We start from the raw sequence: 22124 nt of genomic DNA, 5'->3' as shown, positions 1-22124 counted from the left end.
AATCAGGCAGCCATGAAAAAATTTAAAACGCTGATAAGAATGATGATGACGCTCGTCCTCGCGGCGGGCGTCATCCCGCCATGCCCCGCCTCCGCCGCCGAAAGCGCTCCGGCGATCCGCGTGCAGTCCCTGAACGAATTCGTCCCTGAAGAAGCGTCGCCCGCGACTCGCGCCAGCTTCAGCTTCTTGTCGGGCGACCGGCTGCTGATCCTGAGCGACCGGCTGACGCTGCTCGGGCTCGACCCGCTGGAACTAATCGGCGAAGCGCCGTTTCCGGAATCGCTGAACGATCCGGAGATGGTCCTCCGATCGGACCGCGTTCAGGAGCTTGAAACGGGGTTCGGCTGGTTCGTCGAAAAAGTCCGGGAAAGCTTCATCGAGACCAGAATCGCGCTCTACGAATATGACGATAATCTGAAGCTGATCCGGGACGTCGACCTGAACGAAATCTGCGACATTCCGACAACGATCCTGTTCGGACTGGCGCGAAACGGCGCCGATCTCTTTTATAAATCGGACTCATGGAACCTTTATCGAAGAAATTTAGATACAGGGGACGAAACGATGATCTTCGAAATGACGCGCGACCTGACGCCCGGGACCTTCTCGATCAACAGCTTCAACCTGATCCGGAACGGAGAAACAATCTTCTTCACAGGAAGCCAGTACGTCCCGGAGGACGCCGACCATACGACGCACGCCATTTACGGGATGATGAGCGCGGACGGAGAGGAGATAACGATACGGGACACGGAAGAATTCGCGGAGATCGACGAAAACGCTTCGGCCGTCCAGCCGTACCGCGACCACACGCCGGTCACGTCCCCCGCCGCGCTGATTTCGCCGCCGGAGCCGATCCCGGACGACCCGGACGATCTTCAAAGTCTCCCCGCGAAAATGTTATACGTCTGGAACGCCGAAACGGACGCGGTCTCGAAAATCCCGCTGCGGGAGTTCATGGAGGACCGGAACATGGCGCTGTCCGCGAACGGGAAATACCTCGCAACGGCCGTCCGGGAAAACCTGAACGATCTCGCTTCGGCGATCGTCGTCCGCGTCTACGACGCCGGGACCGGCGCTGAACGGTTGCGCCAGCCATTTCCGGATGACGATCGCTACGACGTTCAAACGATCGCCGTGTCCGAAGAAACGGAATCGGTCCGGCTGATCTACCGTCAGCGGGAGGAAGTCGTTTACGCCGAGATCCCGTTCGGAAAGTGACGTACGTCCTGTAAACTCAGGATACGATTCATTTACACGGTAAGTTTAGAAGAAATTAACCGGTATATAATTTGAGGAGCAGGTTTATCGAGCGATCTATACTCCCGAGAACGGGGGATCAACTGAAGAGAAGAAAAATGCAAAGAAAAATGTTTTCGGTGGAAAATGACGGATTTTATGGAGCCTGGTACCCGAATCCCAGGGTAAAAACTTCCCGTGCCATGATCATCACGTTGGACGGTTCTTCGGATAACCGCATGATCGTTTCCGGAGCGAAATGGCTGCACCGGCAGAATATTCACGCGCTGGCGATTTCCCCCTGCAAAAAGGACCGCGGCTGGCATAACTTTCCGTTGGAGCGGATCGGAAAAGCGATCGAGTTTCTACGCACGCAGGGCTGTGATAAAATCGGGATTTTTGGGGCGTCGGCGACCGGCACGGTGGCGCTTGCCGCCGCTTCCTGTTACCCAGACATCCGGCTTACCATCGCCCTCACGCCCCCGGACTTTATCATGGAAGGATTCTATCGGGACGGGAAAGACGGCGTCCGTGAGCGGCCGGGAGACCATGAATCCGCCGTATCGTGGCAGGGCATTCCGCTGCCCTATCTGCCATATGCCTATCGCCATCCGGAATATTGGCAAAAAATGCAGGAAGAATCCAAAGCCAGCGGCAACCTGATAGCCGCGCGGGAAATGTTTGATGAATCAGAGCGCCGCCATCTCCTGAATGAAGAAGAAAAAATCAAGGTGGAGCGCATTCGTGGGAAAGTTATCTGTATCGGCGCTGAGGACGACGCTCTATGGGACACCTGCAAATACATACGCAGAATGCGTCAACGGCTGGAAACTCTGCCGCATGACTGCGATTTTGAAGCCTGGATCTATGAACATGGCACACACTTTATCTTTCCGGAATCCATGCTGAAGCTGATGCTCCCCATTGGTTCGGGGCTGTTAGTCGGCCTGATGTTTAAAGCGGGAAAAGAACACCCGCGGGAATGCAAAGAAACCAGGCTCGATATCGACAGGAGACTCGCCGCGCTGATGAGAGATTGGTAAAGGACGCAAGCGCCTTTTTTATACGGCTGCGTCCTTCTCCGATCGGGACCTCAGAACGCCCTGACGACCAGCGATCCGTCCCTTCCGCTGACACCCAAATAAGAACGATGATAATCGCCAGATTCGTCGGTATACGAAAAACCGTAGGACGGTAAATCGCCGAAGAAAGTCAGGCTGACAAGCAGCGGGCGCTCCGGCTGAATCGCGTCCTTCTCGTACACTGCGACGCTGTCAAAGACTAATTCACCCGCCTGCGTAACGTCCAGGAGCTCCAGGCTCAGGATCTGGAAATCGTAAATCGGGCGTTCAGCCGTAAACAGGATCTGTCCCTCAAAGCCTGTCTGGTCGATAATCGCATGATCATAAGATTCCGGCGCTCGCATTTCCGTATTCGCGAAAATTTCCGCCCGCAGCGGTTCACCAGACGCGTCGCCAACGACGGAGTCTTCATTGAGCGCCCTGAACGGCGCCAGCTCGATCAGAATCGCTTCATCCTGAAGGCGATCTGAAATCTGCCAGAAGGCGTCTTCCGAAATATCGAGACGCTGCGATCCCTGCGTCTCCGATTTTCCGGACGTATTATAGTAGTAGTCTATGATTTCATAATTTCCTTCACGCGGAATCGTAAAATAATAATCGCTCCAGATCAGGTCTTTTCCATCCCGCGACAGCCCGCACATCCCGAACATCGAACTGGCGGCCCCGCCTGCGCCCAGATACATGAACCGGCCATCACCAGCATAGCGGTAGGCGTTCCGGTACCAGCCTTCGAAAACGAGCCGCGCCTGATCATCCGCGTCGAGCGTGTACAGCGCGTAGATCAGATTGGAATCCGAGTCCGGCATATCCGGACGGGTGATTTCGCCGATGATCAGCTCCGGGACGCCGTCGCCGCTGAGATCCTGAACGGCGTATCCGACCTGATCCAGGAGCTCCGCCTGATTCAGATAAAAACCCAGCTCTGAAAGCGCGTAATACCCGTCCTCCACGCTCCCCCCGTCGTCTACGCCGTTCAGAATCATGGAATTCGCCCTTTGAATGATCTCGCGATACGGCGCGGGTGTTTCCGAAACGTCCACGTCGTCCCACGCCTGTCCCGCCGCGCCATAGCTGGAAAAACAGAATAAACACAGCCACACCGCCATCAGCCAGAAATACCGCTTCCTTTTTATCACGTCAAAATCCTGCCCTTTCTTTGGTTCGGTTCATGTTACGCCTGCTTCCATTCCGACTTACGCCGCGATCGCCGCCCTGCGATCGGGCCGCTCTGATCCGTAGAACGGGACACGCCGCCCGCGGCGTCATAAAATCCCGCTCAGCCGCGCCGTCCGCAGCGCCAATTCGCGGATCGAATTCCTTTCACGTCCCGGAAGATACGTTTCCAGAATATCGCCGATCGGCGCCGCCCATTTTTCCGGGACACCATTCATCACGCCCAAAACGTTCCCGACCAGCCCGGCGTTGCAGTCAACGTCATTCCCAGCCTTCGCCAGCAGCGACATCGAACGGGTGAAATCGCCTTCCCCGTACCAGAGCGCGAATAAATCCGCCGCCATATTCGGGTACGCGTGGATCCAGTTATATCGCTCGAAATAACTCGCGATCAGCTTCAGCGCCTCGCTTTCCGGATGCTTCGCGAGAACGGTCAGGACACGGCGGTACTTCGCCGCGTATTCGCTCTGCGCCGGAAGATAATTCAGCGTCTCGGTCAGAACCGCGCGCGGATCGTCCAGTTCAAACGCCAGCGACGTCATGACCGCCGCCGCGATCCCGCCGTAAACGCCGTTATTCGAATGCGAAACGATACCGTCGGTAAAAGCCAGCCGCGCCGCCTCGATCGGCTGACCCGGAGCCAGCATTCCGCAAACCATCGCCCTCATCTGCACGCCGATCCAATCTGAATAATAGTTGAAAAACTTTCCGGATTCAGGCGGATAAATTCCCATGTTCAAATTGCGGATCGCGATCCCTTCCGCCGACCAGCCGAACCGGAGCGACCGGATCCATTCCGCCGCGATCTGGCCCGCCGTGACGGCGCGCCCAAACTTCTCTACCGCGTCGAGCAGGACCAATTCATAAACAACGTCGTCGTTCACCGTTTCCGGCTCCGCGACATAGTCGGTAATCTCGCCGTAAACCTCGGCGATCCGCGTCCCGGTATACCCCTCGATCGCCGTCCCGAACGCCCCGCCGCTGAGCTGCCCGAGCCAGCCCTGATAAATCCGTTCGCTGTCGCCCTGCGCGTTCGGCTCGTGAACCGAATCGCATCCTTTTTCAGCAATCGGCATCGCCGCCCGAACCTCGTCCCAGGTCATCGGATGCGTATATGAATAGTACGGGTGCGTCCCAATCAGCGGCGCGTTATTCAACCGCCGCAGCAGCTCCGCCGTCAGGACGCGCAGCCGGTCCATATCCTCCGGCTTGCCGATCGCCCGGCTGAGTTCGATACCATGCGGAAGGAGCTCCTCCGCCGCGCTGACGTCGTAGCCCTGATTACTCCATGCCTGGACCATTTCCAGATACGGGATTTCCGGCGCGAACGAGCCGGGAACCTGCGATGACCAGAACTTCCGGATCAGCTCGTCGCCATGCGGGAACACTGTCTCCGACGTATACCAGTCCGACGCCTGCTTGCGCCGGTCGACGGGAATCGCGGCGTCGCGAAGCTCCCGCTCTAATTGCCATGCCTGCTTCATCAATTCCGAACCTCCTTCCTTCTCCGCGTCGAATACACGAATAGCGCGACCAACGTCGCAATATATGGAAGCATCGACGTAAACTGCGACGGGATCGATCGCTGTAAAAAGAGACCCAGCCCGTCCGCCAACCCAAACAGCAGCGAGACCAGCGCGATTCCAAGCGGGTTCCCCGATACGAGGATGACCGCCGCTAACGAAATCCATCCGCGTCCCGCGGACATATTTTCACTGAACAGCGTCACATACCCCAACGACAGGTACGCCCCCGCCAGTCCGCAAAGCACAGCGCACCAGATCAGCGACGCAACGCGAATCCGATTCGCCGAAACGCCGCTCGTATCCAGGCAGTCTCGATTGTACCCCGCCGCGCGCAGCCGCAGCCCGAATCGCGTCCGAAAAACGGCATATTGGCAGACCAGCGTTGCGGCGATCGCCAGCCAGACGATCAGGTTCTGACCGCTGACAATCCGCCCCACGAACGGGATCCCCTCGACGAGCGGAATCCGCACGTTCGGGACCGAGATAATCCCGGGATCGGTAAACGCGCCCTTAACCTTGAAAATCTGCCTGAGCAAGTATGTCGTCACCCCCAGCGAGAACATATTCAATCCGACGCCGGTCACAAATTCGTCGACCTTCAACACGATCGAGAACAGGATAAAGATTAACGCGATCACCATCGCGCCTGCAACCCCGCAAATCAACCCGGCTCCCCAGGAGCCGAAAGTATACGAGCCGAGGACCGCGAAAAAAGCCCCGCTCAGCATCATCCCTTCCATCGCGATATTAAAAATTCCAGCATAATACGTCAGCGCCCCTCCCAGCGACGAAAGCAGCAGCGGCGTCGCGGCGGAAATCATCCCATTCAATAACCCGACCAGAACCGTCATCCTTCCGCCCTCGCTTTCAATTTTCTCCGCGTCATCCCTTTCCGGATAAAGACCTCGATCGAACCGCGCCCTGCCATGACGACGAGTACGATGATCGCCTGAAGAACGGTCGTCATTTCGTTCGGGACCTTCGTGAACAGCTCCATCCCCAGCGAGCCGGTTTCCAGAATCGAGAAAAACAGGCCGTATGCCAACGTCGCGACAAGATGATTATTCGCGACCATCGATACCATAATCCCGTCCCAGGCGTAATTCGCGCCCAGACCCTTGATAAAACGATGCGGACCGGTCATGACGACCAGACCGCCGGCCAGCCCCGCCAACGCGCCAGTCAGGAGCATGACCGTCAGGTAATTTTTCTTCGTCGGGACCCCGCCCAGCCGCGCGAAAGTTGGATTCTGCCCCGTCATCCGCCATTCATACCCCGCCGTCGTCCGATAATACAGGAACCAGACGACCATAAACGCCAGCAGCATGACGATCACGCCGGTGCTGAACTTTCCCACGGTCGGCATCCAGCCGCTTCCGGCAATCCGCGGCGTCTGAGGAAAGTTCGCGCCCGTTTCAAAGAACGGACCTGAAATCGCCCAGTAAGTAAAAAAATCGGCGATCATGTTCAACATCAGCGTCGTAATATACTCGTCCATCTCAAACAGCTGCTTCATCAGCGCGGCAACGAACGACCAGACCGCTCCGCCGAGCATCGCCAACGCCAGAAGAAACGGGAGCATCAAAAACGCTGGAAGCTCAACGTACAGGCCGCCGACCGTCGCGAACAACGCGCCAATCAGAAACTGTCCCGGCTGACCGAGGTTGACCGGACCAGACGAAAAAGCAACCGACGCCGACAACCCGGTCAGAACCAGCGGGATCGAGTTTTTCAGGACCGTCAAAAAAGCGAACGAACTCCCGACCGACTGGTTGAAAAGAGCCGCGTAGCTTTCGATCGCGGGATACCCCTGGACCTGCATGACCACGCCGCAGATCAGGAACGCGAACGCAATTCCGATAAAATTAACGAATAAACTCCTACGCATCCAGCCCCGCCCCTTCCAGCATCCATGCGCCGACCTCCACGATATCCGTCCGCTCCGTCTCCAGATCAGCGACGATACGACCGCGATGAAGAACGAGGATCCGATCGGTAATCCGGAATAACTCCTCTAAATCCGCCGACAGGATCAGGATCGCCCGATTCGCATGGCTCAGCTCCAGAATCTGATGATGCACGTATTCGATCGAACCGACGTCCAGTCCGCGCGTCGGCTGGTCCAGTAATACGAACGGCGTATCCAACGACAGCTCCCGCCCCAAAATGACCTTCTGCTGATTGCCGCCCGAGAGCGAACGGAACGGCGACTGGATCGAGGCGTAGGCGACATCGAACCGAGCGCAGACAGTCTCCGTAAACACCGCGGCGCGCCGACCGTCGATCAGGAACCCGCCCGCGCTCGTGAACGCGCCGCTGAGCCTGTGATGCGTCATCAGCATATTCTCCTCGATCGACGCCGGTAAGCATCCGCCCATGCGCGAACGGTCCTGCGAAACGAACGACATGTACCGCCGACGGTCCAGAATCGCGGCGTCCAGAAGCTCGCGCCCTTCGATCCGGAGCGATCCCCGTTCCGGCTTGCGCAGTCCCATCAGAACCTGAACCAATTCGAGCTGCCCGTTGCCTTCGACGCCGGCGATCCCGACGACTTCGCTCGCGCGAACCTGAATCGAAAGATCGGAGAGGACTTCTTTCCCGTTCTCAGCTTTTAAATCGACGCCGGACAATTCAAAAACGACCTCGCCCGCCGGGATGTCGTCCTTGATCGGCTTGAATAAAACCTCCCTCCCGACCATCATCTCCGCCAACCGCGACTCGTTCGTCTCCTCCGTCGCGATCGTCGCGATCTTCTTTCCCTTTCGGAGGACGGTAATCCGATCGCTCAGCGCCAGAACTTCGTCAAGGTGATGCGAAATGAACGCAATCGTATGCCCGTTGCCCCGGAGCCGGCGAAGCTCGTCGAAAAGCTGCGGAATTTCCTGCGGCGTCAGGACCGCGGTCGGCTCGTCTAAAATCAGGAACGAAACGTCGCGATACAACAGCTTCAGGATTTCAACCTTCTGACGCGCGGCGACCGACAGCTCGGATACGCGCGTATCCGCGTCCAGGTTAAATCCGAACTCATGGATTTTCGCCCGGACGATTTCGCGCGCCCGCTTCCGGTCGATCCGCCCGAAAAGCCCTGTCGGCTCCTGCCCCAATACGACGTTTTCCCAGACCGTATACTCGTTGACCAGCAGGATCTCCTGATGGACCATGCCGATTCCCGCGCGGATCGCGTCGCCCGGCTCGGCGAATCGAACCGGCTCTCCCCGATACCGAACAGCGCCTCCATCGGCGCTGTACATTCCGTACAGAATTTTCATCAAAGTCGATTTTCCCGCGCCGTTCTCGCCCACAAGCGCGTGAATCTCGCCCTCGCGGAAATCAACGCTGACGTCGTCAAGCGCCGTCACGTTCGGCGGAAAAATCTTGACCAGACGGTCTATCTCAATCAAAGAATTCATAATCCTCCCCGGCGCTGAATCTCCGAGCCGTCTTTTATCGCGTCTCGATCGCGTTTCACCTCGGATTCATTGCGTCATGATCAGATTCACCGCGAATCCGGCGTATAGAAAACGGGCATAGAAAACGGGAAACGCCGTCGTTCCCCATCCGTCTTCAACTTTAAACTGATCCTTCGAAAAGCGCCGCCGTCGGCACGGCGCCTGAGGGTAAACGAGACAAACCGCCTTACCCTCAGACGCATACGCTCCCGCCGCCCTATTCGACCGAATACCGCTCGACGGCGAGTTCCCCGTTCATGATCATATCGCGTACTTCAGCGACCTTGTCAATAATTTCCTGCGGGAGGATGCCGCCGTTATCCTCAAAAACGACGTCAACCGTTCCGGACGCCAACCCGTAATCCAAAACCTCGCCGGGCTTGTACGTCCCGTCGACGATCGTCCGGTAGACGTTCTGAATCGACAGCCCAACGTCTTTGATATCCGACGCGACGACATGACCCGGGACGATCGCGTTCTGGTTCGAGTCGACGCCGATCGAATACAGATCGCGCTCGCCTGAAGCCTGAAGCACGCCCATCCCAGCGGCCGCCGCGACCTGAAAGACGATATCCGCGCCCTGATCGTAAAGCTGAAGCGCGGCCTGTTTCCCCTTGGAAGAATTTTCCCAGTCGCCTAAGAATTTGACTTCCGTCCTGACGTCCGGATCAATATATTCCGCGCCATTTTTGTAGGCAAAGATGAACGACTGGACCGTCGGATCGGTATCCCCGCCGACGACGCCGATAATTTTCTCCGCGTTAGCCTTCGGCATGTCCGACGACGTCACCAACGCGGCGACCACGCCGGCCAGATACGCGCTCTCTTCCTCGACGTAATCGACCGACGTAATCGTTCCGCCGGGATTCTGAACCGTCGTATCTAAATTCACGAAGATCTTATCCGGGAAATCGTCCGCATACTGCGTCAGGATATCTTCGTATCCGTAGGAAATAACAAATATAATATCCGCGAATTGGACCGCCGCGTTAAGCCCCGGTTCATACTGCGCCGAATCAAAGCCGCATTCGATCGTTCGGTAATCCAGACCGAATTCCTCCGCCAACGCCTTCATCCCGGCTTCGCCCGAATCGTAAAACGAGTTATCACCGAGCGATCCGTTGATCAGGAAAATCGCCTTCGTCGTATCGATCGCGAAAACCGCCGATGACAAGACCAGAACAGCCGCTAAAACCGCAACCAGCAGAAAACCCTTACTTCTAAGTAACTTTAACATGCGCCTGAATCTCCTTTACGTTATAAAAAAAGTGTCAATACATTTTACCATTTTCAATCCGCCGCGGCGTTTCATTGCCCGCCAAAACGCAAGGCTCGTTACCTTTTCCGCCTTTCGCAATGACATTCGTCCTGTTCCTCAAAAGCGTTCTTTCCGCCAATTTTCCAACTCGGAATTCCCATCGTTAAATCGAGTTATACTTTAAAGAAACGGCGTCCTCCGGACGAGAGAAAACGCCGCTGACGATCCGCAAGGGGAACCCGCATGAAAACACTCGAAGAACGACAGAACCTGATGGGCGAAACCGTTTACACGTTCACAGCCAAACCTGACGCAGACGCCGAAATCAAAGCCAGCCTCCTGCTCGTCCATGGACTGGGGGAATACTGCCGCCGGTACGATCACGTCATCCGGGCCATGACGGACTCCGGAATCGCCGTCACCGCCTTCGACCATATCGGCCACGGCCGAACGAGCGGAAAGCGCGGCGTCTACCGCTACGCGACCGCCTGGCAGCTCATCCGCCACTTCCAGGGGAAGCTCCTCATGTCCGAGCCCAGCCTGCCGTTCTTCCTCTATGGGCATTCGCTGGGCGGCGCGCTGGTCTTAACCTACGCGCAGCGGTTCCCCGCAGACATTCGCGGCGTCGTCGCCAGCTCGCCCGGACTGGGAACCGTTCCGCCATACCCAAACTGGTTGACCGCGGTCGTCGGTTCCCTCGGGCGGACGTTCCCGAAGCTGACAACGCCGAATTTCCTGCCGCCGGGGAATCTCTATCATGGCGCGGGTGAAGATAAAATCTATACGAATGACCCGCTGGTCCATGGCGTCCTGTCGCTCTCTCTGGCGCATGACCTGATCACCCTCGGCCGCGACATGGTCGAACGCGACGATCCGTTCCCGGTCCCTCTGCTCCTGCTGCAGGGCGATGCCGACCGGTGCGTCGATCCGGAAATGACCGCGCGGTTCGCGAAAAAGAAGGGAAACGAAAAAGTCGAATTCGTCGTTTATCCCAACGGCTATCACGAGCTGCATAACGAACCGTTTCTTAAAGAAGACGTTATCCGCAGGGTTACCGATTGGATCATCGAGAGAAGCGAACACCCCGCGGCGCGAAAATAAAAAAAAGCGTTCCCGTTTTTTTGGGGAACGCCCGGTTTTTTAAATTCCGGCTGCCTGATACGCGCGGACCAGTTTCCCCGCGGAATCCGTGTAATACGGGAGCCAGAGGATCCCAAAATAATCGACGAAAATATCCTTCTTCATCGGCGATAAACTGACCGTCGAATACTTTTCCGCCAGCGCGCTCCATTTCGCCTCGACCGCCGCAATCGCGTCTTTATACGATTCAGTCTCGCGTTCGAGACTTTCGGTAAGCTCTTCCAAAACGATCGTCGCCTTTTCGAGCGCGTTGCCGGCGTTCGTTGACTGACCGAACTTGTTAATCGACGACGAAACCGACCGGCGCCGCCCCTGCAGGAGGCTCAGCGCAAATTCGCCGACCGCGCCGATTTTCTCGATATTCTTCGACTTGACCTTGTCTTCCTTGTCGCTGACGTCGGCGGCCGCCTTGCGGATCTTCGTTTCGAGCCGATCGACCGTCGTCTGATACGCCTTGGTCAGCTTATCCTTCTCCGCCTTGGACGCCTCGTCAACCTTCGCCTTGCAGAGTTCAATAAACTCCTTCTCGGATAACTTCGAATCCCCGTACACGCCCAGCTCCTCGTTGCTGTAGACGACCGTCCGTCCATCGCGGTAAATCGAATCGATAAAATCCGATTCGCGGCTGCGGATCGAACTCGCGTTCAGCATCCAGCCCGGGACCGGCGCATAATAAACCGCGTCGCTTTCCGGCCGCTTCGAGAGCCGATCGTCTTCGATCGGGTCGGTCATATAATCCGACCAGCGGATCGTCGTCCCGCGAATATCTTCGTCCTCAATCAGCGCGGCCTTATAATCCGTCAGATCCAAATTGTATTTTCGCTGCGTGATCCGGTATTCCGCCTGCGCGAACCAGGCCGGCACGTAGGTAATCAGCGCGCCGTCCGAATCCAGCTCCTTCGGCGATTTCGCCGTTCGCAGGTAATACTCGCCGATCGTCGCCGCGATTTCCGGCTTCGTTCCGTCATTCTTCGTCTCGTTTGCCATCTCTTCTGTTTCCTCTTCGTTATCATCCTGGCGCCGGGGCCTGCCGACTTCGCCGGCCTCGCGACTTAATCCAAATTCAACCAACATCGGCAGGCGGTTCCTCGTTACCGGCCCCGCCAGATAATTCAACGCCCACCGCGTCGTAAATACCTTTAACCCCGGTTCATGTACGTTCATGTACAGGAACTCCCGCTTCCCCAACGAAGAAATCAGTCGGTTCGCCTGCGTCCGGTCGATCTGACCCTCTGTCGTCGTCAGCCCGTCGATCAGCCGGTTCTTGTCCTGCTCAGTCTGCAAATGACCAACGAACCACGTTCCCGCGTTCGAAAGCGCTTTGTAATCGAAATCGATCGGGTTCTGCGACGAGAGGATCAGGCTGACGCCGAACGCGCGCGCCTGCTTCAGCAGCCGCAGAATCACGCCATGGGACGCCGGACGTCCGGTCGCGGGAAGATAGCCGCTGATCTCGTCAAAATAAACGCCCAGCCGCAAGTTACCCGTCCCGGGCTGCGTCCGCATCCATGCTTCAACCTGAGAATACAGCATCGTCACAAAGAACATGCGCTCATGATCGCTCAGGTGCTGAATGTAAAAAATATTGAACCGCGCGCGGCCGTCCTCCGTATACAGCATCGAGCCAATGTCCAACGCCGGTCCCTTCTTCCAGTTCTGAAACGACGGCGACGCCAGAAAATTATTCAGCGCCATCGCCAGCCGGAAACGATCTTTCGGAGGGTACATCCGATCGATCGGCAGCGCGCCCAGCTTTTCGAACGGCGGCTGATCGATCGCGTTGATCATGTCCTCGATCTGGATCGATTTATTCTGGTTCCAGTAATGCTCGATGATATTCGCTAACAGGATATGTTCCCGGCTTTGAATCGGATCGATATTCGAATACCCGACCAGGTCCAGCAGCGCCGTTACCGACGTTGAAATCAGCTCGCGAATATTTTCGTCGCCTTCAGCCCAGTTCCCCTGCGGCGGGTCGTAGGTTGATAAAATATTAATCGGATTCGCGATCGTCGACCCCGGCGTAAATACCGTATAGTCGACCCGATTCAGCGCGTCGAGGTCCGGCCCCGCGTACCCCCATCGTTCCAAACCCTCCCGCCATTTTTCCGCCGTCTCGTCCGCCAGGACCGAAAGCCCCTTGTTTAAACGCGCCGGCGCCTCCGGATCGATCCAAGGCTCGAAATCCTCGCCGCGCAGCTCGGGAAAATGCAGACAGAGGTTAACCAGGTCGCCTTTGGGATCGATAATCACCGCCGGAATATTCTTCAGCGCGAATTCCTCGAGTAAGACGATCCCAAGGCCCGTCTTCCCTGAACCGGTCATTCCCGTAATCACGCAATGCGTATTCAGGTCTTCCGGTTTGTAAAGAAGACTTTCCCCCGTCTCTTTCCCATCCGCGCCGACCAGACGACCTAAAAAAAATTTATGAGGATCGACAGGCGACATGTTCTCTCCATCCGCAAAAAATAATTTCCGAGGATTCAGTCAGATACCGAAGCGCTTCAAACGACAGTTCGAACCATTTTAAAAGAATGAATCGCTCGATGAAATTATACATGAATTCTTTCAGCGACGGCGGAACGCACGCTGAAAAGAAGTTATAAATCACGAAAACGGACTTGCCAGAATACAATTTCCGCCGCAAACCGCGAAGCGGAGTAAAATCAGGAATACAAAAAGAATCGACAGAAAAAGATCGGGGGATCGTCATTATGTGGCTGCTTTTCGCTCTGTTATCCGCGCTCTTCGCGGCGCTGACTTCCATCCTCGCGAAAGTCGGGATCGAAGGCGTGAATTCTCATCTCGCAACCGCGATCCGAACGATCGTCGTCGTCGTGATGGCCTGGGGCATGGTTTTCATGACGCAATCGCAAAGCGGCATCGCCGGGATCAGCCGGAAAAGCTGGATCTTCCTGACGCTCTCCGGCCTCGCGACGGGCGCGTCATGGCTCTGCTACTACCGCGCGCTCCAGCTTGGAGACGCCTCAAAAGTCGTCCCAATCGATAAACTAAGCGTCGTTATAACGCTGGCGCTGGCGTTCGTCTTCCTGCGCGAAGAATTCACGGCGAAATCGCTGATCGGATGCCTGCTGATCGCCGCGGGAACGCTGATCATGGTTATCTGAGTTGAATTGATAACGTTATTTTACTTCGCCGGGACGACCCAATAATAGCGGTCGTCCGCCTCAACCGTCCACCCGGTCACGTTTTCGCCCGCGACATGAATTTTAATCCACATATACTTCCCGTCGCAGACCGGTTCAGCGTCCAGCGCCTGAAACGTCATCCCGGCGCGCAGGATAGTCAGCTGCTCCCCGTTCGTCCCCGGCTCGGATCGCACTTTGATCGACGAACCGCTTGACGTCCCGGACGCGCCCGCTTCGAACTGATGACGCATGTCCCCGCAGCGGAACGCCGTATCGGCCGTCGGCGTCATCGTCGGCGGATTTTCAACCGCCTCCGCCCCCAGCTCAGGCTGCGTCCCGGTCGCCATGATAGCCATCATGCCCAGCGCGTCCGGGACCGTCGTCGCCGGATCGGCTTCAGGCGTCGGCTCCGCAAAGCTTTCATCCGCCGCCAGCGCGGCCGCCGCGACCTCCGGAAGCGCGGTCGCCTCCTCCATAGCCTCCTCAAAAATAACGACAACTCCGTCAAAATCGCCGTAGACCGTCGGTGACGGAACCGCGTCCCGGTCTTCTTCCCACGCGGAAAGTCCGAAATCCAAGGGCGTAATGGACTCGCCGGTCGCCTGGATCGATTCCGCCAGCTTTCCCGGCGACGGTAAAAACGTCAACACGCCCAATTGCCACAACGCGAAAATCGAAAAAAGGAGCGCCCCCGCGACTCCCAAAACGAAGCCGCGAACGCTTCTTTTTTTCGCCGTCGGAACGTAACCGCATTTCTGGCATCCCGACGTCTCAGAATACAAGTAAGATAAACAATTCGGACAACGGGCAACGCCAGAAACCGGGACCGCCCCTTTCTCCACCTGGGGAGCGCCACAATAATGACAAACGGCAGCGTCGTTCGGGATTTTCCGGTAACAGTTCAAGCAATGCTTCATCTAAAATCAATGTTCTCCGATTTAAGTATACCGCCGAAAACGGCGGCAATCGACCCGCGCGCCAATTTAACCCATGCGGCGCGGGGAAACCTCTCATTCCGGTCGGCCGACGGAACGTTCGGGCCGCGCGATCAGGAGACCGTCAAATTCTCTGATCATTTCAGGGTATACTTTTTTACAGATCAAGGAAGGATCTCCGCCGTGAAGCAGGAAGCCGGCGGCAAACCTTCCTACCGGCAGCTTCACTATTTTTTTCATTGGAATCGGGATTGACGGAATCGAAACGACCTATCGCCCCAAACCGTTCCGACCATCTCATCAGCCAGAAAATCCCGAGACAACCGGACATTCAGTTCGTTTTAAGGATTTGAGAGGGAGTTTTATGCTTTATTATACGAACGAAATTGACGAAGTTATTGAAGACCTGAAAACGACTTCGGACGGGTTAACGCAGCAGGAAGCCGCCGCCCGCTTAGCGCGGAACGGTCCAAACGAGCTCATCCAACCGACGAAACCGACGCGCCTCCAACGATTCCTGAAAGAGCTCGCCGATCCGATGATCCTGATCCTGCTCGTCGCCGCCGCGATTTCCGGAATTACCGCCGTGATCGAAAATGAATCGTTCGCCGACGTCTTTATCATCCTGTTCGTCGTCGTCCTGAACTCGATTTTAGGCGTATATCAGGAGAGCAAAGCGGAAGAAGCGATCGAAGCGCTTCAGAAGATGACCGCCGCACGGTCAAAAGTCGTCCGCAACGGGCGGAAAACGTCCATTCCCAGCGCTGAACTCGTCAGCGGCGATTTAATCCTCCTCGAAACCGGAGACGCGGTTCCCGCCGACGCACGTGTGGTCGCGTCTGCGTCAATGAAAATCGAAGAGGCTTCGCTGACCGGAGAATCGGAACCGGTCTCGAAATTTATCGACCTTATCCAGCTCCGCGGCAGGAACGACGCCGTTCCACTCGGCGATCGAAAAAACATGTGCTACATGGGTTCAACCGTCGTTTATGGACATGGCGCCGCGATCGTCACCGCTACAGGAATGCAGACGGAGATGGGAAAAATCGCGGCGTCCATCACCGCCGCGGAAGAAGAAATGACGCCGCTCCAGCGCAGCATGAACGAATTGAGCACCGTCATGACCCGGCTCGTCATCGGCATCAGCGTCTTTATTTTCGCGTTCGCGATCATCCGGAACGGGGCGTTTACCGGAGACGCGATCCTCGATACGTTCATGATCGCGATTTCGCTCGCCGTCGCCGTAATTCCGGAAGGGCTGGTCGCGGTCGTGACGATCGTCCTCTCGATCGGGGTCACGAATATGTCCCGCCGGAACGCGATTATCCGAAAGCTGACCGCCGTCGAAACGCTCGGCTCGGCGCAGGTTATCTGCTCAGATAAGACCGGAACGCTGACGCAGAATAAAATGACCGTCGTCCGGACGTTTACTTCCGACGAAAACCTCCTCGCCCGGGTCATGGCGCTCTGTTCCGACGCAGAGCTCGCTCCCGGCGCGACGCCGGAAAACCCGGCGACGATCGGCGAACCGACCGAAGCCGCTCTCGTCGCTTACGCGTTCAGAAAGGGAATGAATAAAAACGAAACCACCGCGCTTCACCCACGTTCAGGCGAAGCTCCGTTTGACTCTATGCGAAAAATGATGTCGACCATTTATGAATTCGACGGAAAAATCGTCCAATTTACAAAAGGCGCGCCGGATGAAATTCTGAAAAAATGCCGCCGCGTTCTTCATAACGGCGAAATCGTCGAACTCGGCGACGAAATCCGCGATTCGATTCTCGCCGCCAATAACGAAATGGCGGGCGAGGCGCTCCGCGTTTTAGCCGGCGCAATACGCGAATATGACGCGCTCCCGGCCTCGTTCGAAGCCGCCGAGCTGGAAAACGACCTGATTTTCGTCGGACTGACGGGGATGATCGATCCGGTTCGGCCAGAGGTCGGCCCCGCGGTTACTGAATGCTACGAGTCGGGAATTACTCCGGTCATGATCACCGGCGATCATAAAGAAACCGCCGTCGCGATCGCCAGGCAGTTAGGAATCCTCAAAGCCGGAAAAACAGCGATAACCGGCGCGGAACTAAGCGAGCTATCGGACGAAGAATTCGAAAAGGAAATCGAAAGGATCGGCGTTTACGCCCGCGTTCAACCGGAACATAAAGTCCGGATCGTTAAAACCTGGCGGAAGCTCGGACGGGTCACGGCGATGACCGGCGACGGCGTCAACGACGCGCCCGCGATTAAACATGCCGATATCGGCGTCGGAATGGGATTGACCGGGACGGACGTTACAAAAAACGTCGCCGACATGGTCCTCGCGGACGACAACTTCGCAACCATCGTCGCAGCCGTCGAAGAAGGACGGCGCATCTTCGATAACATTCAAAAAGTCATCCAATTCCTCCTTTCCGCGAACCTCGCTGAAGTCATCGCGATTTTCGTCGCCACGCTGTTCGGGTTCACGATCCTCAAGCCGGTTCACCTGCTTTGGATCAACCTGATTACCGATTCGATCCCAGCGCTGGCGCTCGGCGTCGAAGATCCCGAAGGCGACCTGATGAAGCGGAAACCGCGCGACCCGAAAACGCATGTCCTCGGCAACCGCATGGGTATCGACATTCTATACCAGGGCGTCGCCATCTCGATCCTGACCCTGGTTTCATATATCATAGGGCATTATATGGAAGCGGGCGTCTGGGAAATCGCTCAAAGCCCAGACGGAATGACGATGGCGTTTACGACGCTGTCGCTGGCGGAAATCGTCCATTCATTTAACATGCGCTCGCGGAAAAATTCAATCTTCACAATCAGGACCGTTAATTGGGGCCTGATCGGCGCGGCAGGGATCGCAATTGTCCTGACGGCCGGCGTCCTGTATACTCCGGTTCTCGCGAACATGTTCGAATTTGAAATGGTCAGCCTGACCGAGTTCGCGGCCGCGATCGGGCTGGCGCTGCTGACGATACCGGTCGTCGAAATCGTAAAATTTATCCAGCGGAAAGAAAATCAATAACCTAAAGTTCGTTTTACAGCCCCGGGCCGTGATTGCGCCCGGGGCTTTTCGTCTTCTCCGTCCGATCCTCACCCGACCGCCTCGAACGGATATACGACATGATAATACCAACCCGCCCCCGCCATCGAGCCGATCCGGGCGAGAACGGCGACCCGACCGTCCGATTCCAGATAAATCATCAGGTTTTCAAACGAAATATTTTCGTCTGAAATCGTAAACGCATATCGGTCGTCATACATTTCGCCGCGGTATTCCGCCGGAACGCCCTCGTTCGCCAAAATATATTCCCACCCCGCGGCATCGCGAACGGACGCTAAAAAATCGTCTTCTGAATAACCGAAAAGCTCGATCAAATCGAAATTGTCAAGCCGAAGATCACGATTTATATCGTAGACATAAACGAAATATTTCGGTTTCCACCAGATATCCCGATATTCCACGATTAACGAAAGGATTCCATCCGTCAACGACGCATTCCAGTCAATCAGATACGTCATGGGGTCCTCGTCGCCTCCGTCGTGAATAAGCTGGAGCTGATCCCGCGCCAGCGTTCCGATCGTTTCGTCGATTTCAACGTTGATACTCCGCGCCGCAGGCGAATCGATTTTCAGCTCCGGAACGCGATAACCGTACGGGAAAATATCTCCATATTCGTTCTGATATTCGCCTTCGGCATGGATCAAATCCTGAACCAGCTCCGTTAAGTCCTCCGGATCGGCATCGGGATCTTCCGGATCATCGCGCTGAGCGGTCCCGACCGGCTGAACCGAGGACCTCGAGGGGACCGTCGAAGAATTTTCCCGGGCCAGCGCCCCCGCGCCGACGCCTATCGCGAATATCCATAGAATCAAAAGAATCGGTAGAATTTTCCTATACATGCACAGCCTCCTGTCCTTACGTCCGTCGTCGAGCCCGGGCTCCTCCGAAGAAGCAGAATCGCCGCCGCCCGCAGTAACGCTGATATCATTATATCGTACGCAGCCGCCCGGGATTTGCACCGGTTTCACCAATGCCGGGAACGCGCGGATTCAGAGTATTCTTTTCAGCTATAATAGCTATGAATTCGAATGACAGGGAGTCACACTTGAAATTACCGCTGAAACGCCTGCTGGGAATCGGCGCCATCGCCGCTATCGTCATCGTCATCGACCAGGCCTCTAAATTCACGGTCCGGAACGCGCTCGCGATTCGCGAGACCTGGACCCCGATCGAAGCCCTCGGCGATTATTTCCAGATCGTCCATTGGAAAAATACCGGCGTTGCCTTCGGGCTGTTCCCCGGCGTTGGCTGGATAATGCCCTTCGCCGGGTTAGTCTTTCTCGCGCTGATCGTCCTTTTCTATAAACCGATCCTGAACGGATCTTTTTCCTTCGCAATCGCGATCGGGCTTCAGCTCGGCGGAGCGATCGGGAACCTGATAGATCGGCTGAACCCTGAAATCGGATATGTCGTCGATTTTATCTGGATCTGGAAATACCCGGTTTTCAATCTGGCCGACTGCGCGGTTGTCATTGGCGCTGGGATCCTGTTGATAACGCTCTGGAAAAGCGATCTGGCCGCCGTGAAAAAGGCTCAGCCATCTGAGTCCGGCGACGCATTCAATAAAAACTTTAACGCTGCGTCAGCGGCAGACAAAACCCATGAATAAACCGTTCCAGATCACGTATGATGGGACCGATCCGATCCGATTGGACCGGTTTTTATCCGCCGAATTCAGCGACGCGTCGCGCTCGCGGATCCTTCAATATATTAAAGAAGGCCGCGTCTCGGTCAACGGCAGCCCCGCCGTCAAAGGCGGCCTCTGGCTCGGCTCGAACGACAGCGTCGAGCTGACGCTTCCCGAAGAGCGGCCGTCCGCGCTGATTCCGGAAGAGCGCGAGCTCGATATCCTCTACGAAGACGAGAACACGATTATCCTGAATAAACCCGCCGGCGTCGTCGTTCATCCTTCCTTCGGCCATGAAAGCGGGACGATCGTACATGCTGTCCTTGCGCACTGCAAGGATTTACAAAGCTTCGGCGGAGAGATCCGTCCCGGCGTCGTGCACCGGCTCGACCGCGACACCTCCGGGATCCTGATCCTGGCCAAGAACGAAAAATCGCTGATTTTTCTCCAGTCGCAATTCAAATCGCGCGAAATCGATAAACGCTACCTGGCGCTCGTCGACGGCAGGCCGCCGACCCCTGACGGACGGATCGAAGCCCCAATCGGCCGCGACCCGAAACGCCGCCAGATGATGGCGATCCTGCCCGCCGATCAGGGCCGCGCCGCCGTAACCGAATATTTTACGAAAACCGAATACAGGCGTCATACGCTCCTGGAAGCCAGGCTGCTGACCGGCCGGACGCACCAGCTCCGCGTCCATTTCGCCTTTCTGAAATGTCCGATTGTCGCCGACAACCTCTACGGCTATCGGAAACAATCGATCCCGCTCGGACGCCATTTCCTTCACGCGTACAAAGTCAGGATCACGCTCCCGGGACAGGCGCAGGCCTCAACCTTCGAAGCGCCGCTTCCGGACGAGCTCGCGAACGCGCTGAAAGAGCTCGAACCGGAGCGTATCAAATAAAGCCGCCCGGTCCGAAGGCAGGACGTAGGAATACAGACAGCTGCGTATCTCTACGCGAAGTCCCTGCTTATCGCGCCGCGGAAAGCCCTTCGCTGCGGAGAATGAAATGCGTCACGATCAGGTACCCGGCGGCCGCCAGCGCCGTTACGCCCATAACCGTCTGGTTCCAGTTCAAACCGCCGAGCGACACGAAATCAAGCCGAAGGAATTCGAGCACGAAGCGCTCAACCGGATACAAAATCAGGTAAAGCGCAAACGTATCCCCCGGATTGAGGCGGTTCCGGAATTTCCGATCCGCCCAGATCAGAACGACAACGTTGATCAGGCTCAGGATCATTTCATACGCAAAAAGCGGATGGTATCGTGAAACGCCGGCGTATCGGGCGAGCCGGAACGGCGGATCGATCGTTATCGCCCAGGGCAAATCCGAAGGCGCGCCGTATAATTCCTGATTGAAATAATTCCCCAACCGTCCAACCGCCTGACCCAGCGCCAGTCCCGGCGCCGCCGCGTCAAAAAAGGCCGCGGCCCGGAACCCGTACCGGCGGCAGAACAGCGCCATCGCCATCGCCCCGCCGATAATCGTACCCGGAATTCCCAGCCCGCCGTTCCAAACCGCCAGGATCAGCCACGGTTGGCGCAGGTAATACCCGAACGACAAGCCGGACGACGCCGACGGAAAAACGACATGCCACAGTCGGGCCCCGATCATTCCGCCAATAAAAAACCAGATCAGGCTGTCCCAGGCCGTTTCCGGCGCGATCCCTTTTTCCCGCCCGAATCGCGAAAACAGCTGCGTCCCCAGCAGGATCCCGGCAATCATCGTCAAACTGTAAAACCGGATAACGAGCGATCCGACCTGAATTGCCTGCGAAGTGACTGTCATGCCGCTTCCGTCCCGCCGCCCTGATCCGAATCGTTCGAATCGTCCGGATCCGGCCTGTCCGCCTCAGGCTCCGCCGCCCGTTCAGCCGGACGAACGTCCGGCTGAAGCTGCCGCCGCATGTACAGGAGCCGCTGAATCGCGGTAAACTGCGACCCGATCGCGATCGCCCAGACCGCGATCACGGGAATCCCAATCAGGAGACACGGAACCAGGAACAAATACCGCTCCAACCGCGACATCAGCCCCAGCTTCATGTTCAACCCCGCGATCTCGCCCTTTGCGCGCGTGTAAGATACAAGGATCGATCCCATAATCGCCAGGTACGCGACCGTCATCGTAAAGAATTCGTTTCGTACAGCGTAATAATAAATAAATCCGGCGAAGACGATAAACTCGGCGTATCGGTCGGTCGTCGAATCCAGGACCGCGCCGAACGCCGTCCCCTTCCCGCCGGTTTGCATCCGCGACATCGTCCCATCGAAGAAATCGGTCACGGCGAAGAAAATCAGAAGCAGCCCCGCCAACGTAAAATGGCCCCCGGCGATCGCGACCGCCGCTAAAACGTGCCCCAGGCAGCCGATCAGCGTCACAGCGTTCGCCGTCAACCCAATTCCCAGCAGATACCTCGAACAGGTTTCGCCAAACGCCCGGAACGCCTTGCGCATTTTATCCGTAAAAGTCGTATACGTCTCGTTCATTCGTTT

At 56.7% G+C, this 22124-nt stretch carries 21 protein-coding genes; 9 read left to right on the top strand and 12 right to left on the bottom strand.

Going from position 1 to position 22124, the window contains the following annotated elements; genetic code table 11:
• Positions 1 to 12: 12 nt before the first annotated feature.
• Positions 13 to 1221 carry a hypothetical protein gene (locus tag BEQ56_05570; GenBank protein AOH42991.1) on the top strand — a complete coding sequence of 403 codons (1209 nt, stop codon included), beginning with the start codon at positions 13 to 15 and terminating at the stop codon, positions 1219 to 1221.
• Positions 1222 to 1358: 137 nt separating this feature from the next.
• Complete coding sequence (locus tag BEQ56_05565; protein AOH42990.1) at positions 1359 to 2282, top strand: acyl-CoA thioester hydrolase; 924 nt, start codon at positions 1359 to 1361, stop codon at positions 2280 to 2282.
• A 50-nt stretch (positions 2283 to 2332) separates the two neighbouring features.
• Here BEQ56_05565 and BEQ56_05560 read toward each other — a convergent pair whose 3' ends face one another.
• The 6 genes from BEQ56_05560 to BEQ56_05535 form a co-directional block, all read right to left on the bottom strand.
• Complete coding sequence (locus BEQ56_05560; GenBank protein ID AOH42989.1) at positions 2333 to 3427, bottom strand: hypothetical protein; 1095 nt, start codon at positions 3425 to 3427, stop codon at positions 2333 to 2335.
• A gap of 156 nt (positions 3428 to 3583) precedes the next feature.
• Positions 3584 to 4978 carry a hypothetical protein gene (locus BEQ56_05555; GenBank protein ID AOH42988.1) on the bottom strand — a complete coding sequence of 465 codons (1395 nt, stop codon included), beginning with the start codon at positions 4976 to 4978 and terminating at the stop codon, positions 3584 to 3586.
• Positions 4978 to 5871 (bottom strand): ABC transporter permease, encoded by an 894-nt coding sequence (locus BEQ56_05550; protein ID AOH42987.1) that lies wholly within the window; start codon positions 5869 to 5871, stop codon positions 4978 to 4980. Before BEQ56_05550 ends, BEQ56_05555 begins: the two co-directional genes overlap by 1 nt.
• Positions 5868 to 6908 carry an ABC transporter permease gene (locus BEQ56_05545; protein AOH42986.1) on the bottom strand — a complete coding sequence of 347 codons (1041 nt, stop codon included), beginning with the start codon at positions 6906 to 6908 and terminating at the stop codon, positions 5868 to 5870. The genes BEQ56_05550 and BEQ56_05545 overlap by 4 nt, the downstream gene beginning before the upstream one ends.
• Positions 6901 to 8430, bottom strand: coding sequence for an ABC transporter ATP-binding protein (locus BEQ56_05540; GenBank protein ID AOH42985.1), 1530 nt, complete (start codon positions 8428 to 8430; stop codon positions 6901 to 6903). The genes BEQ56_05545 and BEQ56_05540 overlap by 8 nt, the downstream gene beginning before the upstream one ends.
• 256 nt (positions 8431 to 8686) lie before the next feature.
• Complete coding sequence (locus BEQ56_05535; GenBank protein ID AOH42984.1) at positions 8687 to 9706, bottom strand: BMP family ABC transporter substrate-binding protein; 1020 nt, start codon at positions 9704 to 9706, stop codon at positions 8687 to 8689.
• A gap of 264 nt (positions 9707 to 9970) precedes the next feature.
• On the opposite strand from BEQ56_05535, the gene BEQ56_05530 reads away from it, so the two are divergent.
• Complete coding sequence (locus tag BEQ56_05530; protein AOH42983.1) at positions 9971 to 10828, top strand: hypothetical protein; 858 nt, start codon at positions 9971 to 9973, stop codon at positions 10826 to 10828.
• Positions 10829 to 10867: 39 nt separating this feature from the next.
• On the opposite strand, the gene BEQ56_05525 is transcribed toward BEQ56_05530, so the two are convergent.
• Positions 10868 to 13315, bottom strand: a complete 2448-nt coding sequence (locus tag BEQ56_05525; GenBank protein ID AOH42982.1) for a hypothetical protein — start codon at positions 13313 to 13315, stop codon at positions 10868 to 10870.
• Positions 13293 to 13580, bottom strand: coding sequence for a hypothetical protein (locus BEQ56_05520; GenBank protein AOH42981.1), 288 nt, complete (start codon positions 13578 to 13580; stop codon positions 13293 to 13295). The genes BEQ56_05525 and BEQ56_05520 overlap by 23 nt, the downstream gene beginning before the upstream one ends.
• Before the next feature lies 1 nt (position 13581).
• On the opposite strand from BEQ56_05520, the gene BEQ56_05515 reads away from it, so the two are divergent.
• The gene (locus BEQ56_05515; protein ID AOH42980.1) at positions 13582 to 13995 is read left to right on the top strand and encodes a hypothetical protein; all 414 of its coding nucleotides are present in this window, start codon (positions 13582 to 13584) and stop codon (positions 13993 to 13995) included.
• 20 nt (positions 13996 to 14015) lie between these two features.
• On the opposite strand, the gene BEQ56_05510 is transcribed toward BEQ56_05515, so the two are convergent.
• Entirely contained in the window at positions 14016 to 14798 is a 783-nt protein-coding gene (locus BEQ56_05510; GenBank protein ID AOH42979.1) for a hypothetical protein, read from the bottom strand.
• Between the two features lie 78 nt (positions 14799 to 14876).
• On the opposite strand from BEQ56_05510, the gene BEQ56_05505 reads away from it, so the two are divergent.
• Together BEQ56_05505 and BEQ56_05500 are read left to right on the top strand one after the other, a co-directional pair.
• Positions 14877 to 15206, top strand: coding sequence for a hypothetical protein (locus BEQ56_05505; GenBank protein ID AOH42978.1), 330 nt, complete (start codon positions 14877 to 14879; stop codon positions 15204 to 15206).
• Positions 15207 to 15315: 109 nt separating this feature from the next.
• Complete coding sequence (locus tag BEQ56_05500; protein AOH42977.1) at positions 15316 to 17964, top strand: ATPase; 2649 nt, start codon at positions 15316 to 15318, stop codon at positions 17962 to 17964.
• A 68-nt stretch (positions 17965 to 18032) separates the two neighbouring features.
• On the opposite strand, the gene BEQ56_05495 is transcribed toward BEQ56_05500, so the two are convergent.
• Positions 18033 to 18842 (bottom strand): hypothetical protein, encoded by an 810-nt coding sequence (locus BEQ56_05495; GenBank protein AOH42976.1) that lies wholly within the window; start codon positions 18840 to 18842, stop codon positions 18033 to 18035.
• Between BEQ56_05495 and BEQ56_05490 the strand changes: the two genes are divergently transcribed.
• The 3 genes from BEQ56_05490 to BEQ56_05480 are packed head-to-tail and all read left to right on the top strand — an operon-like array spanning position 18841 to position 20534.
• Positions 18841 to 19035: a hypothetical protein gene (locus tag BEQ56_05490; GenBank protein ID AOH42975.1), complete on the top strand. Its 195-nt coding sequence runs from the start codon at positions 18841 to 18843 to the stop codon at positions 19033 to 19035. The genes BEQ56_05495 and BEQ56_05490 overlap by 2 nt on opposite strands.
• Positions 19036 to 19048: 13 nt before the next feature.
• Positions 19049 to 19612: a signal peptidase II gene (locus tag BEQ56_05485; GenBank protein AOH42974.1), complete on the top strand. Its 564-nt coding sequence runs from the start codon at positions 19049 to 19051 to the stop codon at positions 19610 to 19612.
• Entirely contained in the window at positions 19605 to 20534 is a 930-nt protein-coding gene (locus tag BEQ56_05480; protein AOH42973.1) for a hypothetical protein, read from the top strand. Before BEQ56_05485 ends, BEQ56_05480 begins: the two co-directional genes overlap by 8 nt.
• Positions 20535 to 20601: 67 nt before the next feature.
• Here BEQ56_05480 and BEQ56_05475 read toward each other — a convergent pair whose 3' ends face one another.
• Both BEQ56_05475 and BEQ56_05470 read right to left on the bottom strand, forming a co-directional pair.
• Positions 20602 to 21420 (bottom strand): prolipoprotein diacylglyceryl transferase, encoded by an 819-nt coding sequence (locus BEQ56_05475; protein ID AOH42972.1) that lies wholly within the window; start codon positions 21418 to 21420, stop codon positions 20602 to 20604.
• Positions 21417 to 22118, bottom strand: a complete 702-nt coding sequence (locus BEQ56_05470) for a hypothetical protein (GenBank protein AOH42971.1) — start codon at positions 22116 to 22118, stop codon at positions 21417 to 21419. Before BEQ56_05470 ends, BEQ56_05475 begins: the two co-directional genes overlap by 4 nt.
• Positions 22119 to 22124 lie beyond the last annotated feature (6 nt).

This window comes from Anaerolineaceae bacterium oral taxon 439, assembly GCA_001717545.1.
Lineage (GTDB): Bacteria > Chloroflexota > Anaerolineae > Anaerolineales > Anaerolineaceae > Flexilinea.
The sequence above is the reverse complement of the archived record's forward strand: the minus strand, read 5'-3'. Positions and strand labels throughout refer to the sequence as shown.